At 45.8% G+C, this 15,454-nt stretch carries 15 protein-coding genes, 1 other RNA gene and 2 pseudogenes; 11 read left to right on the forward strand and 7 right to left on the reverse strand.

The window, feature by feature from the left end; translation table 11 throughout:
- The first annotated feature begins 137 nt into the window (after positions 1–137).
- Positions 138–473, forward strand: coding sequence for an outer membrane protein assembly factor BamE (gene bamE, locus NXT09_RS13370; protein WP_120358274.1), 336 nt, complete (start codon positions 138–140; stop codon positions 471–473).
- Between the two features lie 238 nt (positions 474–711).
- Here bamE and NXT09_RS13375 read toward each other — a convergent pair whose 3' ends face one another.
- Positions 712–993, reverse strand: a complete 282-nt coding sequence (locus NXT09_RS13375; RefSeq protein WP_010282431.1) for an RnfH family protein — start codon at positions 991–993, stop codon at positions 712–714.
- On the reverse strand, positions 983–1,429 hold the full coding sequence (locus NXT09_RS13380) for a type II toxin-antitoxin system RatA family toxin (protein ID WP_010282427.1): 447 nt from the start codon (positions 1,427–1,429) through the stop codon (positions 983–985). The genes NXT09_RS13375 and NXT09_RS13380 overlap by 11 nt, the downstream gene beginning before the upstream one ends.
- Before the next feature lie 155 nt (positions 1,430–1,584).
- Between NXT09_RS13380 and smpB the strand changes: the two genes are divergently transcribed.
- From smpB to NXT09_RS13395, 3 genes and pseudogenes are all read left to right on the forward strand, one after another.
- Positions 1,585–2,067 carry an SsrA-binding protein SmpB gene (gene smpB / locus NXT09_RS13385; protein WP_010282425.1) on the forward strand — a complete coding sequence of 161 codons (483 nt, stop codon included), beginning with the start codon at positions 1,585–1,587 and terminating at the stop codon, positions 2,065–2,067.
- 50 nt (positions 2,068–2,117) lie between these two features.
- Positions 2,118–2,480: a transfer-messenger RNA gene (gene ssrA, locus NXT09_RS13390) on the forward strand.
- 193 nt (positions 2,481–2,673) lie between these two features.
- Positions 2,674–3,777, forward strand: a pseudogene (locus NXT09_RS13395) (phage integrase central domain-containing protein).
- A 25-nt stretch (positions 3,778–3,802) separates the two neighbouring features.
- Here NXT09_RS13395 and NXT09_RS13400 read toward each other — a convergent pair.
- The 3 genes from NXT09_RS13400 to NXT09_RS13410 form a co-directional block, all read right to left on the reverse strand.
- On the reverse strand, positions 3,803–5,821 hold the full coding sequence (locus NXT09_RS13400; protein WP_268580000.1) for an AIPR family protein: 2,019 nt from the start codon (positions 5,819–5,821) through the stop codon (positions 3,803–3,805).
- A 552-nt stretch (positions 5,822–6,373) separates the two neighbouring features.
- Entirely contained in the window at positions 6,374–6,952 is a 579-nt protein-coding gene (locus NXT09_RS13405) for a phage polarity suppression protein (protein WP_268580001.1), read from the reverse strand.
- A gap of 28 nt (positions 6,953–6,980) precedes the next feature.
- The gene (locus NXT09_RS13410) at positions 6,981–7,199 is read right to left on the reverse strand and encodes an ogr/Delta-like zinc finger family protein (RefSeq protein ID WP_268580002.1); all 219 of its coding nucleotides are present in this window, start codon (positions 7,197–7,199) and stop codon (positions 6,981–6,983) included.
- Between the two features lie 275 nt (positions 7,200–7,474).
- Between NXT09_RS13410 and NXT09_RS13420 the strand changes: the two are divergent.
- The 6 genes and pseudogenes from NXT09_RS13420 to NXT09_RS13445 form a co-directional block, all read left to right on the forward strand.
- Positions 7,475–8,382: pseudogene (locus tag NXT09_RS13420) on the forward strand (DNA primase family protein); the annotation flags it as partial.
- A 231-nt stretch (positions 8,383–8,613) separates the two neighbouring features.
- A complete protein-coding gene (locus NXT09_RS13425) occupies positions 8,614–9,351 on the forward strand; it encodes a hypothetical protein (RefSeq protein WP_268580003.1) in 738 nt (245 codons plus the stop codon).
- Positions 9,348–9,755 carry a hypothetical protein gene (locus NXT09_RS13430; protein WP_268580004.1) on the forward strand — a complete coding sequence of 136 codons (408 nt, stop codon included), beginning with the start codon at positions 9,348–9,350 and terminating at the stop codon, positions 9,753–9,755. Before NXT09_RS13425 ends, NXT09_RS13430 begins: the two co-directional genes overlap by 4 nt.
- Before the next feature lie 645 nt (positions 9,756–10,400).
- The gene (locus NXT09_RS13435) at positions 10,401–10,979 is read left to right on the forward strand and encodes a hypothetical protein (RefSeq protein ID WP_268580005.1); all 579 of its coding nucleotides are present in this window, start codon (positions 10,401–10,403) and stop codon (positions 10,977–10,979) included.
- 368 nt (positions 10,980–11,347) lie between these two features.
- Positions 11,348–12,130 (forward strand): transporter substrate-binding domain-containing protein, encoded by a 783-nt coding sequence (locus NXT09_RS13440; protein ID WP_109410796.1) that lies wholly within the window; start codon positions 11,348–11,350, stop codon positions 12,128–12,130.
- A 267-nt stretch (positions 12,131–12,397) separates the two neighbouring features.
- Positions 12,398–13,024: a LysE family translocator gene (locus NXT09_RS13445; RefSeq protein ID WP_268580006.1), complete on the forward strand. Its 627-nt coding sequence runs from the start codon at positions 12,398–12,400 to the stop codon at positions 13,022–13,024.
- 43 nt (positions 13,025–13,067) lie between these two features.
- On the opposite strand, the gene NXT09_RS13450 is transcribed toward NXT09_RS13445, so the two are convergent.
- On the reverse strand, positions 13,068–13,550 hold the full coding sequence (locus tag NXT09_RS13450; RefSeq protein WP_205553377.1) for a GNAT family N-acetyltransferase: 483 nt from the start codon (positions 13,548–13,550) through the stop codon (positions 13,068–13,070).
- Between the two features lie 137 nt (positions 13,551–13,687).
- Between NXT09_RS13450 and NXT09_RS13455 the strand changes: the two genes are divergently transcribed.
- Positions 13,688–14,626 (forward strand): LysR substrate-binding domain-containing protein, encoded by a 939-nt coding sequence (locus NXT09_RS13455; protein ID WP_268580048.1) that lies wholly within the window; start codon positions 13,688–13,690, stop codon positions 14,624–14,626.
- Positions 14,627–14,707: 81 nt separating this feature from the next.
- Here the strand turns inward: NXT09_RS13455 and NXT09_RS13460 are convergent, their stop codons facing one another.
- Complete coding sequence (locus NXT09_RS13460) at positions 14,708–15,133, reverse strand: hypothetical protein (protein ID WP_205553379.1); 426 nt, start codon at positions 15,131–15,133, stop codon at positions 14,708–14,710.
- Between the last annotated feature and the right edge of the window lie 321 nt (positions 15,134–15,454).

Below are 15,454 nucleotides of genomic sequence, written 5' to 3' on the forward strand. Positions count from 1 at the left end.
AGGCGAGAAAGGTGCATCACGGGTAAAAAAGCTCAACTTTTTTACCTTCCTGAGGTCATACAATCGCCTTGCAGGTTTCCAAGTCCTGCAAGGTCTATTATCATCGGCAACCTATGCCCTTAAGGAATGTAATCACTATGCGCTGTAAAACGCTGACTGTCGTCGCCGCGGTGGTTGTTATGCTGACTGCCGGTTGTTCCACACTGGAAAAAGTGGTCTATCGGCCGGACATCAATCAGGGAAACTATCTGGCACCGGCTGACGTTGCGAAAATTCACACCGGCATGACCAAACAACAGGTCGCTTATACGCTGGGTACTCCTATGATGCAGGATCCGTTTGGCAGCGATACCTGGTTTTACGTCTTCCGCCAGCAACCGGGTCATGAATCGATAAAACAGCAGACATTGACGCTGACCTTCAGCGGCAGTGGCGTGTTAACCAACATCAACAACAAACCTGCGCTGGATTAATGCTTTCAATGCCGTTCGGCTGAATCAGGATGAACGATTCTGGTAGCCAGAGGCGGCGCGTTAAGACGAAGCCCACAATGGGCGGAGTGCTTGAAGGAAGCCAACGCACACGCGGCTTGATGTATGACGGGTATAACAGCAGGCAAATCTGAACATTTCAGGTTTGCCTGTGTTTTTTTGTAAGGGCATTTCGATAAGGACGCTCAGTAAAACGTCATGTGCCGTTTAGCGTTACCGATCAGGATTTGCTCTTAGCACGCTCTGCGCGCTGACGACGTAGTTCTTTCGGATCGGCAATCAGTGGACGATAAATTTCCACGCGGTCACCCTCCTGTACCACATCGGCCAGCTTCGCCGCGCGGCTGTAAATACCGACTTTATTCACCTGTAAATCGATATCATGGCGCAGTTCCAGCAGGCCCGATGCCACAATAGCCTGCTCAACCGTACTGCCTTCTTCCAGCTTCACCGTACGTAGATACTGGCGTTCCGGCAACGCGTAGACCACATCAACCTGCATTGCGGACACTGTAGACCTCTTTTGCTCGCTGCGTGAAAGCCTGCACCATATTTCCTGCCAGCTCCTTGAATACTTTGCCAAAAGCGAGTTCAATCAAGGCATTGGTGAATTCAAATTCCAGATGCAGTTCGACTTTACAGGCATCGGCGCTCAGCGGCGTAAAATGCCAGTCGCCACCCAGTTGACGGAACGGGCCATCGACCAGCTGCATATTGATGTTCTGGTTGTGTGTTAGCGTATTACGTGTGGTAAAGGTCTTGCTGATACCGGCTTTGGAAACGTCCACTGCGGCGGTCATCTCCCCTTCTGAGGAGGAGAGCACGCGGCTCCCCGTACAGCCCGGTAAAAACGCGGAGTAGGAAGCGACATCATTCACCAGCTTGTACATCTGTTCAGCGCTGAACGGCACCAGTGCGGAACGACTTATCTTTGGCATACTATTTTCCGTGATTCATAAAACGCGCAAAATAATAGCACTGATAGCCCGACAGACAAAAATTCTGCGAAGCTTATCGCACGATATCATTAACCACGACACGGACGCACGGCGGGGATTTCATTCCCAATGACATCCAGTATAATGACGGCACTATGACAAAGAAAAAAGCATACAAACCCGGTTCCGCCACCATTGCGCAGAACAAGCGCGCCCGTCACGAATACTTCATTGAGGAAGAATTTGAGGCCGGCCTTGCGCTGCAAGGATGGGAAGTCAAATCACTGCGCGCAGGCAAAGCAAACCTCAGCGACAGCTATGTCACCTTCATGAACGGTGAAGCTTACCTGTTTGGCGCAACGATCACGCCGCTGAATGTGGCTTCATCACACGTTGTGTGCGATCCCATACGCACGCGCAAACTCTTGCTCAACAAACGCGAGCTGGATTCACTGTTTGGCCGCGTCAGTCGCGATGGCTACACGGTCGTCGCACTATCCATGTATTGGAAAAATGCCTGGAGCAAAGTCAAAATCGGCGTGGCGAAAGGTAAAAAAGATCACGACAAGCGTGATGACATCAAAGAACGTGAATGGAAGTTAGACAAAGCCCGTATCATGAAGAACGCCAATCGCTAAGCCACTGGCTTAACAACGGTAAGTTCTGATATACTGGCGAAAGTTTCTTGGGGGCTGATTCTGGATTCGACGGGATTTGCAAAGCCCAAGGTGCATGCCGAGGGGCGGTTTGCCTCGTAAAAAGCCGCAAAAAAATAGTCGCAAACGACGAAAACTACGCTTTAGCAGCTTAATAACCTGCTTTGAGCCCTCTCTCCCTAGCCTCCGCTCTTAGGACGGGGATCAAGAGAGGTCAAACCCAAAAGAGATCGTGTGGATGCCTTGCCTGGGGTTGAAGCACTAAATCTAATCAGGCTAGTTTGTTAGTGGCGTGTCTATTCGCAGCTGGCAAGCGAATGTAAAGATAGACTAAGCATGTAGTACCGACGGTAGAGTGGTTCCGGACGGGGGTTCAAATCCCCCCAGCTCCACCAATTTAGACATCGGGTATTACCAGATAAGTCCGATGAAGTACGAAAAGCCCGCATGGCGCAAGCCCTGCGGGCTTTTTCGTGTCCGTTGTTGTCCGAGGATATCCAGCCAAGTCCAGAGAAAATTAGTACACGTTTAGGTACACGCTAGACTGTGGTCCATTAAACGTGTACCAATTATGGAAGGGATACCAACATGGCGCGCATCACACGCCCTCTCACTAACAACGAGATCCTTAAAGCTAAGCCCCGTGAAAAAGAGTTCACTCTGCACGATGGTGACGGCCTGTTCCTGCTCGTAAAAATATCTGGCAAAAAGCTCTGGCGCTTCCGATACCAACGTCCGGTAAGCAATAGTCGAACTAATCTGAGTCTCGATTCATACCCTACCCTTACACTCGCAGCAGCGCGCCAAATCCGCGATCAGCATCTAACCTTACTCGCGCAGGGAATCGATCCCCAGCAGTTGCAAGAACAAGCATCAGAGCAACGCTAGATTGAGTTAGATAGCATTTTCTCAACAGTCGCTGCCAACTGGTTTCAGATTAAAAGCAGAAGCGTTACGGAGGATTATGCGAAAGACATTTGGCGCTCTTTAGATAAAGATGTTTTCCCTGCTATCGGGGCAATACCTGTTCAGGAGATAAAAGCCAGAAAGATTGTTGAAGCACTAGAGCCAATCAAAGCACGTGGTGCGCTGGAGACAGTCCGCCGATTAGTACAGCGTGTTAACGAGATAATGATTTATGCGGTTAATACTGGCCTAATAGATTCCAACCCTGCTTCAGGGGTAGGCATGGCCTTTGAGAAACCCAAAAAGCAAAACATGCCGACACTACGGCCAGAAGAATTGCCGAAATTAATGCGTTCTTTGGTGATGTCAAATCTATCTGTGCCGACTCGCTGTCTAATTGAGTGGCAGCTCCTGACGCTCGTTCGCCCTTCAGAGGCTTCAGGTGCAAGATGGGCAGAGATCGATCTCGAAGTGATGAGGCCTATCAGCGCTCAGCGAGAACACGTTTTTCCGAGTAGAAACAACCCAAAACAACCAATGAATAGCCAGACTGCTAATGCCGCACTGAAGAGAATTGGTTATGGTGGGAAGCTTGTTGCGCATGGTTTGCGTTCTATAGCCAGTACAGCCATGAATGAAGCTGGATTCAATGCTGATGTTATTGAGGCAGCTTTGGCTCATGCTGATAAGAATTAGGTACGAAGGGCTTATAATCGTTCAACCTATTTAAAACTTAGGTATGAATTAATGGATTGGTGGGGTAATGAAATAAAAAGGCAGCCATAGTAATTATGGCTGCTCATTAACAGATTCACTTATCAATTAATTTTAGAGTAGAGAGATCTACTCTATCCTCATCTACGGCTACAACATTGTCGCCTAAATCATACAATACGCCATCTACCTGCCTGTAATAGTATCCATCACTAATCAGCTTATTTATTGCATAAAAAAACTGATTCCCAGTACATCCTATCTCTTTTATGACATCTACATGTACACGAGGCTTCCAAGGTTGCTTGGGCATTTTCAACTTTATTTTTTCCATTAGCTCTTCATTAATTTCATTTATATCTTTATTTTTTATGTAGTGAGAACCATTAACATATTTTGTTAGTGAGTTATTCCTCTCAACTGCTTTTAAATCAGATATACCATATCTATCTAGCGCTTTCTTCAATATTTCAAATGTATTCCGAACTGATATTCTTTTCGAGCCATTAAGATTGGCAATGTTTGTTCCACTTATAAAGCCCCATGTATCAATAACTAATTCAGCATTAAAATTATCGTTTGTGATGGTATTGATACTACTCTCATTAATATTAAATGTTTTCAAAACTCTTGCAACTGAAATAAATGCAACTATAAATCTCCATCTTTTAATAAAACCTTCCCCATAGTTTTCTGTTCTTGCCCCCCTCAATGTTTCATCCACGGTCCTAAAGATATGTGCAATTTTCGGCCAGATTTTGATAGAGGATTGAGGAGAAAATATTAAATCATACACATCTTTTTCTTTCAGAATTCGTGAATTCATACGTGAAGATTTATATGGAAGTTTGAGTATAAGGCACGTGTAGCATGATGCAAGATATAATGGCGTCATAATCTCAGAGACTGAAACACCTTGGTTTTTATAGAAATTCTTCCTTCTTTCATAATAAAACCCTGAACGGATTAGTATATCCTCTATGTCTCTCTGAATTTTATCAGTCGCATGCAAAGATGCAGATTGAACAGCCGTTTGATTATTTGTAGCTCTTATTACTGAGTCCCTTAACACTTCATCTTTTGACACTATCACCTTCACTAATACAGTCCTATTATTTACATCCTCTCCCCCTTCACTAAAATACCTAAAAATGGACTCTGTTGTTTGAAGTCCATTCACTATTTGTATATCTTCCATGTTTATAGATTTCCCGATTACACTTGCAGATGTGGCAAGGATAGTAACCCCATTATTCAACAACCAAAAATCCGGTGAGTTTATATTTCTTAAAGTATCTTTAATATCTTCATTAACTGAATTCAGCCCCATAAAATCACGAACATTTGAATCAAACAAATACCTACGAAGAACACCATCATTACTAATGAATTTATAATAATCATTCAAAGTAGATAACATGACATATTTTTCCCCTCTTGAAAAAACCTCTAGAAAAGGGAGCTCAAGAGAGAAATTTGGTATTTGCCTATATAATAAAACTAACTCCTTACTTCCTATAAAACTAAAGCTGACATTACACTCACCAAAAGAATCTAAGGTTATCGTTTTAACTTGCTCTGCTCGACTAATAATAGACTCTCCAACGTCAGCACCATCCCCTCTAGATGCATAGATATAATTAACATTAAATGTGGATAGGCGAGGAGATAGTTTTTTATAAGTTAAAATAAAACCCTCTCTCATAGACAATATTTTTTCAGAATAACTCCCATTCAAATCATCTGTATTTATTCTAAAATCAAACAATTCAGTTATACTCGCAATTAAGCTATCCAATGTAGCTTGTTTGTAAGTATCATGATGCTTACACGTAATAATCCATACTGATAGCTCAGAACTAGTTTTAGGCCATGAGAAATCAGTTGCATCTACTAATAAGTGACCATTTACAAATATATAAAAGCCATCAATTCCACCATCAAACTTGCCATCTACCCATCCATGATTGATTTCTTCTGCTGAGAGATCATATTCTTTAAGAATTTGCTCCAATGATAAATATTCGAACACTGTACCTCGATCATTTGATGGCGATTTGTTATATACACGATCATCAATAATTCCATCTAACAGAACTGTATCATTTCTAGCCATAAAATCCTCACCTGATAGAACCTAACATTTACTCTGAAAAATCATACTACTTATGTAAAATAAGTTATATGAGACATGTAATCCAAGATATAACTGTTTTCTTATCAGGATTGTCTGTCATATTTACCCCATACATAAAAGTATGGTGTCTCCTCATAAACGTGAGACACCATATAGAATCATCCTGTTAGCACTTTTCCTCACTCAACTTCAGAGGAATTTTTTTAGCACGGAACAGCGGACAGTTATAGCTGATTCCTCCCCTGACTGCCTCAAAGCTTGCCACGCCCTCGAACAGCGCAGCACAGCACAGCGAATCGCTCAGGCCGCGAAATTAAATAGAATTAAATAAACACTTTACCGATGGCGCGCAATGCTCTCCCCGCCACGCCTGCCCGCTTAAGAGGTCGCTTTTAATGCATGTGCATTAACGACCTCAGGGCTCGCCAGTGCTGGCGCTTGCGGGGCATTAAGTGTCGGCAAAACAAATGCAAAGCCATACACCTTAGGATGCATGACTATTTTACGGAAAAATGGCGGGATTTTCGGGAGTTATTGAGCGGTCTGCTGTGCAACCAGTTCTGCGCGCTGGCGAGTGAAATTCAGGTTCTGTACGGGTGTGAGTTTTTCACGATTATCATCCTGCGAAGCCCCGTCAGGCCTGAATCCGATGACCGTTAAAATGTCATTATTCTGCGCAGAATAATTAATTTTTTCACCGGCGGCCAGCCAGACATTAAGTGCCTCGCGCAGATAGTCGACCGAGTGCTGCATGGCGCAGTTTCTGACGGCGGGATGCTGGCTGTTATAGCCCATTAATTCAGGTGCGAGCGCTGCGGCCAGCTCCGCCCCATGCACCTGCATAAAATCATTCAGCCGGTTACGGATGCTGATACGCTGCACCTCTTCATGCGACCGGATATAGCGACCGGCAGTCTGATTAATTTCCCATTTCTTTACCCCAATAATATCGCGAAGAGTTTGCAGACTCCGGACACGGCTGTCATCACCGGTGGCGATTATTTCGCGGTATGACTGTTCGGCCTGCGTCAGTTCTTCCCTGCGTTGCAGCCAGGCGGATTTGTTTGCCTGACAGGCCTCAAAGGCTTTCTGTAGCGTCAGTGTGGTCACGTAAGTTTCTCCTGATGACTGGTCGTGCTTAAGCGCCAGCACGGTTAACGGTGGCCGCCGGTTCGGACGCAGGGATGACCGGCTCTGTCGGCGGTGAACAGATAACCCCGTCAACAGATTCAAGCGTGCGGAAAGTTGCCGAGCACTCGATATTCACGCACTGGTGATAGCGTTGTTTGACGTTCTCAGACAGATAACGACTGGTGCGGGCGTGCGCACTGGTTTTGCAGAACGGACAGTGAAACATACTTATGCCTCCACCTTAGTGCCGCCATTCTCAGCTAGCTTTCTGCCGAGCATCATTCTCTTCGCTGGGCTGTGTAACAGTTCCATATCCACACAGGTAATCTGCGGGCGATGCATGCCCGTCACGGATAGCACCGGCTCGTGTTTCATATCGAAGTGATACAGACTGCCCTGACGGTTGAGGGCATCACGCAGTTCACCGATGGCCACAGATTGCGGTGCGCTTTCCCCCTTCATTTCCAGGGCACGAATGCGCAGCAGGAAAGCGCGAATGAGCGCGACGTGATTCTGGCTGCGCTTTTTATGGTGCTGGCGAACCGCTACGACTGGCAGCTCTTTCTAGAAGTGACCGGCCCCGGTGGTAGCGGTAAAAGTATTCTGGCCGAAATTGCGACCCTGCTTGCCGGGGAGGACAACGCCACGTCATCGACCATCGAGACGCTGGAATCACCACGTGAGCGCGCGGCGCTGATTGGCTTCTCGCTGATACGCCTGCCTGACCAGGAGAAATGGAGCGGTGACGGCGCAGGACTTAAGGCCATCACCGGCGGCGATGCGGTGTCGGTCGACCCGAAATACCGCGACGCCTATTCGGCCTATATCCCGGCGGTGATTCTGGCCGTGAACAATAACCCGATGCGCTTTACTGACCGCAGCGGAGGCGTGTCCCGTCGCCGGGTCATCATCCACTTCCCCGAGCAGATCGCCCCGCAGGAGCGTGACCCGCATCTTAAGGGCAAAATCGCCCGCGAACTGGCCGTCATAGTTCGCCAGCTCATACAGCGGTTCAGCGACCCGATGACCGCACGCACGCTGCTCCAGTCGCAGCAGAACTCCGGCGAGGCGCTCAGCACCAAGCGCGACGCCGACCCGGCGTTTGATTTTTGCGGCTATCTGGAGGCACTGCCTGACGCTGACGGCATGTATATGGGTAATGCCAACATTATTCCGCGCCAGCCACGACTTTACCTGTATCACGCCTATCTGGTGTACATGGAGGCACACGGCTACAAAACACCCTGAGCCTGACGATGTTCGGCAAGGGATTACCCACCATGCTCAAAGAGTACGGCCTGAACTATGACAGGCGGCGAACAAATCAGGGTATACAGACTAATCTGACACTGAAAGAGGAAAGTAACGGCGACTGGCTGCCGAAGTGCGATGAGCCCGCAACAAAATAACCAACCTCAGACCGGCGATGCCGGTCTATCTAGTACTACTAACAGTTAAATACAAAATATTAAGCCAACCTACAACCACCAATAACGTTCATCCCAATTAATCGCAAGTAAAAAGTACTCATAGCAAAAAAACAGTATTTAAACCCTTAAGATTTCGTTATAAGATTAAGCGGACAGATGAAGACTAAACATTTCTCACAGTAATTTCACTTAGAGGTATATTTAATCAAGATGCCAAAGTTAATAAACAACAAACCCAAATACATTATATTTGCAATTATTTTACTCTCCACTATAGCAGTTGGTTTTCTTTTTACGAATAAATATAGTGAGATTGTATCAGTCGTGTGTACTGTGGTGGGTGCCATTAGCTCTCTAGTTGCAGGTTTCTCGACAGAACGAGCATTTAAATCAATAGAAAAGGAGATTGAAGATCAACCATCTGAATACGTTAAATTAATTTATAGAAAGAGAATAAATTACTTAAGAAAAAAATCATTACTGTCATCAACTATAAACACCTTAATTATTCGCTTGCTAGTTAAAGTCATTGAAAAAATTGAAATTGAAAAAAATGAGAGCACACAAAAACATAAATCAAAAAAACAAACTCTAACTGAGATTTTCTTAATCAAAGTTAAACTTAATATTTTCAAGGCAAAATTAGTGACGTTCATGGGCATGATCATAGCTTTCTTATTAGCAATATTTATGGGCTTTTCAAACGTACCTATATTCATATTGCTAGGTTATATGATTATCCTTGAGTGTCTCGAACGTATCACCGCTTATCGGGTACATAAAGGATACTTTGGTGCAAATCGATATGAAGCGCTCCAGTTAATACAGTTCATCAGTATAAACCAAGACGATGAAGATATTACTGGTGGTGGCCGCCAAATACTCAAAGGCATTGGCACCAACACAAAAGAGCATGGGCTTAAAGATGCCGGAGAATTTGCCAAATGATAAATTCTGATATGATATCTAAATTTTTAAATACAGGTTTAAATATCCTTACATTTTATCACCCAGTTCGTACAGCTATTGGATATGTCGTAGCTGCACTAGCATGGTGTGCAACAGGAGCATATCCTGGGATAATTTTAGCATTAGGTATGGAGTCCAATAATTACTCAAAATCAACTATATCTCTAGTAGGATTTATTGTCATACAAGCAAAAACAGTTTTTGATGGACTAACTGGCCGTGGTGTCAACGAGGAAGTACAAGCGATCATTAATACAATTGATAAGTCACCAATGACACAAGCACAGAAGCGTATTCAATATGTTGCACTTATCAATTCTCAGATTGAGAAATACAGCAAAAGAACACAGTCTAATTCTGAAGATAAAAATGTGCCTGAGTAATCCCCTTATCATTTTATATTTTTCCGATGGAGCCTTAATTTTACTTCAGCGTAGCATTTTGGATTAGCTCAAAAAAAGTGAACAGTGAAGTATTCACGACCTATCCAACTGAAAAAAAAGATAAAATTACCAGAGTGCACAGTGTGAACAGTTTTCCTAGAAAAAGTTTTTTCTTCGCGTTGATGATGAATGTACTACTTGATAAAAAGCCATCGATGAATCTTACATAACAAAATTGGTATACCCATGAAACCTGAATTAAAAAATATTTATTATATACATGCAGTTACAAAGCTAACACAGATTCCCCCAGCTCCACCAATTTAGATTCCGGTTATTACCAGATAAGGCCGGAAACGTGAAAAAGCCGCTAACCGCAAGGTTCAGCGGTTTTTTTATGCCTGTAATAACCCAGCTATACCCTTCACAGCAGGATCTCTACCGCTGCGGGAATGGCCGTTACTGGCCCTGAAGAACCTTGTAGAAGGCTACTCCACAGCATGGACAGGGATCAAGCTTGGGTATTCTGACTAGCTGAACACGAACATATTGTACCGCCCCCCGATCTGATTCTGAAATAAGCAAACATGTTTGAAGTCATGTAAAATATCGACAAAACACGCTGTTGATACAGGTCATGGATAGATGCGCCGTCTCTATAAAAAAACGATAACTTATTTATTGTCGAAGGATTTTCTCGTTACTCTCCTCGTATTATCCATCATGCTATCTATTTTCTGGTACATGCTTTGGGCCTCGCAGCTGTCACGTCGTACGATACTGATCGAGTCACTCCCTGACTTCACCATCTACCTTACCTTTGGGATCGTTTTGGGGCTTATCTTTGCTGGCCGTACGCTCTACTCTCGATCGGTAAAGAAGAAACTAAAGCATATGCTCGAAATGTTCCTGTATGGCTTTGTGTTGGGGTTTCTTTCTATCGTGAATATTTTTGACGTGTACGTTTATCTGTTCCCCGATGACGTGATTAATTACACATCCGATTATGAGATTGTTTTTCCTGGGCCATCCACAGGGAAAAGTAGTCGTTGCGAAGCTGGCATATGGGTTAAAGATGTCCATACTGGGCAATTTAAACAGCTATGTACCAACAGAGAAATGCTGTTTAAAAAAAGAAGGCAAGGAATGGATACGTTATGGATCACCGCGCGAGTCAATGAACTCGGCACGTATATTGTCGATTATCGGTTTACCTACAAGTAGCGCTCACCTTCAAGGTTGCCAACTCCACCGTATTATTGGCACATTTAGTAAGGTTAATAGATTAAAATACCGAAAACTCGCTCAGGTCGGTTTTCGGTATGCAATGAACATCAGCACCCCGCCAAAATGAAATCATCCACTGGGATGTATTTCCTGTTTACACGTTTGGACATCACCGATAGCGCAATTTTACATCACGAAAGCAAATAATAACAATTTGTTATAATTTCAAGTGTAAATTAACGTCAGTTTTTCAAACGTGAACTGGATGACAATGTGCGTTCCAATTTACGTCCAATCACTGGTGATAATACGAATACCGGAATGTTGATATTCATTTTATACGACTAAAAAGAGGTGTTACTGCTATGTTCAGAAAATTATCTCTCCTGAAGATCGTTGTCATTTTTGCTATTTCTCCCTTTGCATTTGCCAAATCAGACATACTGCGTATCGGCGTCGATTTAACGTATCCCCCTTTTCAGAGCATGGATAAAAATGGTAATCCATCGGGGTTTGAAATCGAGGTAACTGATGCTATCTGTAAATCGGTAAATGCAAAGTGTGACTATATCGTGAACACGTTCGATTCCCAGATTCCCGCCCTTCTCGCCAAAAAAATAGACGTCATTGCGCCACTTGGCGTGACACGTAAGCGAAAGGAATCGATAGATTTCAGTGACTACGTTTTCCACGTTCCCACCAAGCTGGTCGCAAGGAAAGACTCCAATCTTCTTCCCCAAGCTGAACTGCTGCGCGGGAAAAATATCGCAGTACAGCAAGGCACCATTCAGGAAGCCTACGCCAATAAATATTGGCTACCCGCCGGGGTGATTGTTAAAAACTATCCCGATCAGGAAGCTATTTATGAGGATTTACAGTCAGGAAGAGTGGAAGGCGCACTGTGTCCGTCGGTTGCCGTCGCGTTTGGATTTTTAAAAACCCCACAGGGTAAAGATTTTGAACTAAAAGGCCCGGAAGTAACCGATGCGGATTTATTTAGCCTCGGTTCTGCATACGGTATACGCAAAGACGATACGGAAACAAAACAGCTCATCAATCAAGGGCTGAAAGATATCGTTCAAAAAGGCATATATGCGAAAATACAGAAACGCTATTTTGGCGATATCGATTTAAGCGTGAAGGAATAATATCAGGCGCAGTTTACTGATTATTTTCATGCTCAACAGTTCTCCCTGACCAATCAGAAGGCGGGGAGATTTCATACAAATGCCCCGTTTATCGTTGTGCTTCGCACCAGCGTCAGCAACAGAATCTTGATAAAGAGGGCGAGCGCTATCGGCCCCTTTTCTGTTACTATCGCGCGTTGGAAAATAGCGATAGGTATGTGAATATATATCGCTTCACATCACCGCTCTCAATGTCGCTTTTACAGTGAACTACACGCAGGAGAAACCATGAGCCTTCACCTCTGGCTGGCTTATACAGGCATCATCATCGCCCTGATTGCCATTCCGGGCCCATCCGCCTTGATAAGCATGTCGCACGGTTTACGCTACGGCGCTTCACGCGCAACCGCAACTGTACTCGGCGGCGTCAGCGCGGCAATGATTTTGATGTCCTGTTCAGCATTGGGGTTAGGTGCCATCCTCGCGGCGTCAACTACCGCCTTCATGGTATTAAAAATTATTGGTGCGGTTTATCTCATCTGGTTGGGCATCGCGTCATGGCGTTCTAAGGATATGAGCACTGCGGAGCAGGACGTGCCGGAAGCCTCGGCTCCGGGCTGGTTTCCACTATTCCGCAAAGGCTTTCTGGTCGGGATCAGTAATCCGAAAGATCTGCTGTTTTTCGCCGCGCTCTTCCCCAATTTTATCGATACCAGCGCTCCGCACGCCTTACAGCTCATTATTCTCGCTGTGACCTGGGCGGTCTTCGATTTCAGCATAATGTTCATCTATGCCTGCACCGGCCGTCGTTTATCGGGCCTTTTCTCCAACCCGCGTCGCATCAAGCTATTTAACCGCTCGACGGGCGGGATCTTTATTCTGGCAGGCACCACGTTGGCGGCGTCAACGCGTTAATTGACGGGCTCCTGCTGCCTTTAGGCTGGCAGGAGCGACACCGTTACGATGCCGTGACAAAATCAGCGATGCCCTTCTCGTCCATCCGATAACGAACCCACTCATCCTGTGGCTTCGCGCCAATGCTCTTATAGAAATCGATCGCGGGTTGGTTCCAGTCCAGCACGCTCCATTCCAGTCGTCCGCACTGCCTTTCCTGAGCAAGACGCGCAACCTGTTTCAGCAGCGCTTTGCCCGCTCCCGCATTACGGTACGCCTGCGCAATGTAGAGATCTTCCAGATAGATGCCATATTTCCCCAACCAGGTTGAATAGCTCATGAAGAAAATCGCATAGCCGACGGGCTTGCCATCAATCTCGCAAATCAGCGTTTCAGCCGTCGCCCCCTCGCCAAATAGCGAGCGCTCAATATCCTCAAGCGAGGCCAGCACTTCGTGGCGCGCTTTCTCATACACGGCAAGCTCGATAATTAAATCCAGAATCACACTCGCATCTGATTTCTGCGCGGGGCGGATGACTATGTTCATAACGGCTGGGTTCATAAGGGCTGGGTTCATAACGTCTCTCTTCTCCGGTGCTAATTTTTCCAATGCTAACCATGACCAAGGCTTGCCATGCTACCGGATTAAAAATACTGTATGAACTGCATTCTCTACAGCGACTGATGAACATTATGCATCTGGATTTACGGCGTATCGATTTAAATTTACTGGTGGTATTTAACAGCGTGTACCAGCATCGATCCGTCGCCGCAGCGGCAAAAGAGCTGGCGATGAGCGCATCGGCGGTCAGCCACGCGCTGACGCGTTTGCGCAATACGTTTTACGACGAGCTATTTTTTCGGGTTGGCAACACCATGCATCCGACCGTAGTGGCGGACGATATTGCAGAGCCGATCGCGGAAAGTCTGGCGCTGTTAACGCAAGGTCTGACGCCGCGCCCACGCTTTAATCCCGCCCGCAGCACGGAAAGTTTCACTTTTTCCATCACCGATTACACCGCGTTCTCGGTGTTTCCAACCCTGATGGCGCACATGGAAAAGCTGGCACCCCATATCAAATTCAATCTGGTTTATTCACCGCAGAAGGTCGCGATTACGGATTTGCTGGCAGGGAAAATCGACTTTGCTTTAGGGTTCACCGATATGACGCAATCGGAGAACAGGGAAATTGAGGAGATAGACTGGATTGAAGACAGCTATGTCATCATCACCGCCGCGGGTTATCCGTCAGGCGAGGCGCTTACGCTGGATGATTACCTCGCCGCCCGGCATCTTGTCGTGACGCCCTGGAATGAGTCACGTGGGGTGATTGACTACGCGCTGGATAAGCTCAACAAGAAACGCCATATCGCACTAAAAACGCCATCCATGATGAGTGCGCCGTTTATCATCGCCGATTCAACGCTGATCATGGCATTACCACGCAACGTCGCGACAATCTTTGCGCAACTCCTACCGCTACGGATTCACGCCTTGCCTTTCACCGTGCCACCCTATCGCGTGAAGATATACAGCCATCGCCGCAATAGCCGTTCGGAAGCCAGCCAGTGGATTAAAAACCTGTTACACAGGCTGGTGACACATCCCATAACGAACGGATAGCGGCGATAGGAAAATCACAAGCTTGGCTGGCTGATTGTCGGTTCTGTTCCGGTAGCAATCCGGTAGCAAAGTGTTCTGATATTAAATGCCGAGAGCGTCAGCAACCTGCTCACTTTCCGCTTTGGAAAAAGTGGCGTAGGTCAGCGCATCAAGCAATGCGGCGCGATCGATCGTCGGATAAATCTCCGGGCTCTGCAAAAGCTGGCCGATTTCATTGGCGGTGAGTTGGGGATAAATGGCGTGTAATGCAGTGGCAATGTCACGGGCGGCGTAACACAGTTTGCGTAGAATAACCGCAATCTGCTGGTGTGTTATCTCATCCTGATACACGGTATACAGCACATCGGCGATTAATGTCGACGTCAAAATCGAAATACGGGACACCTCATTAGCCCGTCCACCCAATGCCTGGAGGATGTGTTCGACGGCCTGTTCTGGCGTTTTTCCCTGCGCCTGTTGTGAAGCCAGTACGGAAACCAATTTATTTTTTATTTCATCATTTGCCATCGTTCGGTTCCTTCATACATTGATTACAGATGTTATTTTAGTATAAGCACGCTACCTGTCATGGCAGTAATGAGCAAACAAAATCATGCGGCGATACCCTTCAATAGGTACAAAAAGACATCAATCCGCTCTGAGGTGTATGATATGCCCAGCTTTAGGAAACGCGGGCTCTCCTTCATACGAACACCGCGCGTAGAAAGATCGCTTGAAGTATGACGGGGATAAAACACAGTTTGATACAACTCCGCATACATCGTTCCACCCTCTTTTTTCCTGAAATGCGATAATCACCCGATAAAAATCGTATTTCGTTTATGCCCA

The sequence above is a fragment of the Pectobacterium jejuense genome (assembly GCF_026800125.1).
Taxonomy (GTDB): Bacteria; Pseudomonadota; Gammaproteobacteria; order Enterobacterales; family Enterobacteriaceae; genus Pectobacterium; species Pectobacterium jejuense.

Coding starts and splice junctions, on each gene's coding strand:
- smpB (WP_010282425.1), top strand. CDS start 1,585: ATGACAAAGAAAAAAGCATACAAACCCGGTTCCGCCACCATTGCGCAG.
- NXT09_RS13375 (WP_010282431.1), bottom strand. CDS start 993: ATGCAGGTTGATGTGGTCTACGCGTTGCCGGAACGCCAGTATCTACGT.
- NXT09_RS13445 (WP_268580006.1), top strand. CDS start 12,398: ATGAGCCTTCACCTCTGGCTGGCTTATACAGGCATCATCATCGCCCTG.
- NXT09_RS13450 (WP_205553377.1), bottom strand. CDS start 13,550: ATGAACATAGTCATCCGCCCCGCGCAGAAATCAGATGCGAGTGTGATT.
- NXT09_RS13410 (WP_268580002.1), bottom strand. CDS start 7,199: ATGTTTCACTGTCCGTTCTGCAAAACCAGTGCGCACGCCCGCACCAGT.
- bamE (WP_120358274.1), top strand. CDS start 138: ATGCGCTGTAAAACGCTGACTGTCGTCGCCGCGGTGGTTGTTATGCTG.
- NXT09_RS13380 (WP_010282427.1), bottom strand. CDS start 1,429: ATGCCAAAGATAAGTCGTTCCGCACTGGTGCCGTTCAGCGCTGAACAG.
- NXT09_RS13440 (WP_109410796.1), top strand. CDS start 11,348: ATGTTCAGAAAATTATCTCTCCTGAAGATCGTTGTCATTTTTGCTATT.
- NXT09_RS13425 (WP_268580003.1), top strand. CDS start 8,614: ATGCCAAAGTTAATAAACAACAAACCCAAATACATTATATTTGCAATT.
- NXT09_RS13400 (WP_268580000.1), bottom strand. CDS start 5,821: ATGGCTAGAAATGATACAGTTCTGTTAGATGGAATTATTGATGATCGT.
- NXT09_RS13430 (WP_268580004.1), top strand. CDS start 9,348: ATGATAAATTCTGATATGATATCTAAATTTTTAAATACAGGTTTAAAT.
- NXT09_RS13435 (WP_268580005.1), top strand. CDS start 10,401: ATGCGCCGTCTCTATAAAAAAACGATAACTTATTTATTGTCGAAGGAT.
- NXT09_RS13460 (WP_205553379.1), bottom strand. CDS start 15,133: ATGGCAAATGATGAAATAAAAAATAAATTGGTTTCCGTACTGGCTTCA.
- NXT09_RS13455 (WP_268580048.1), top strand. CDS start 13,688: ATGAACATTATGCATCTGGATTTACGGCGTATCGATTTAAATTTACTG.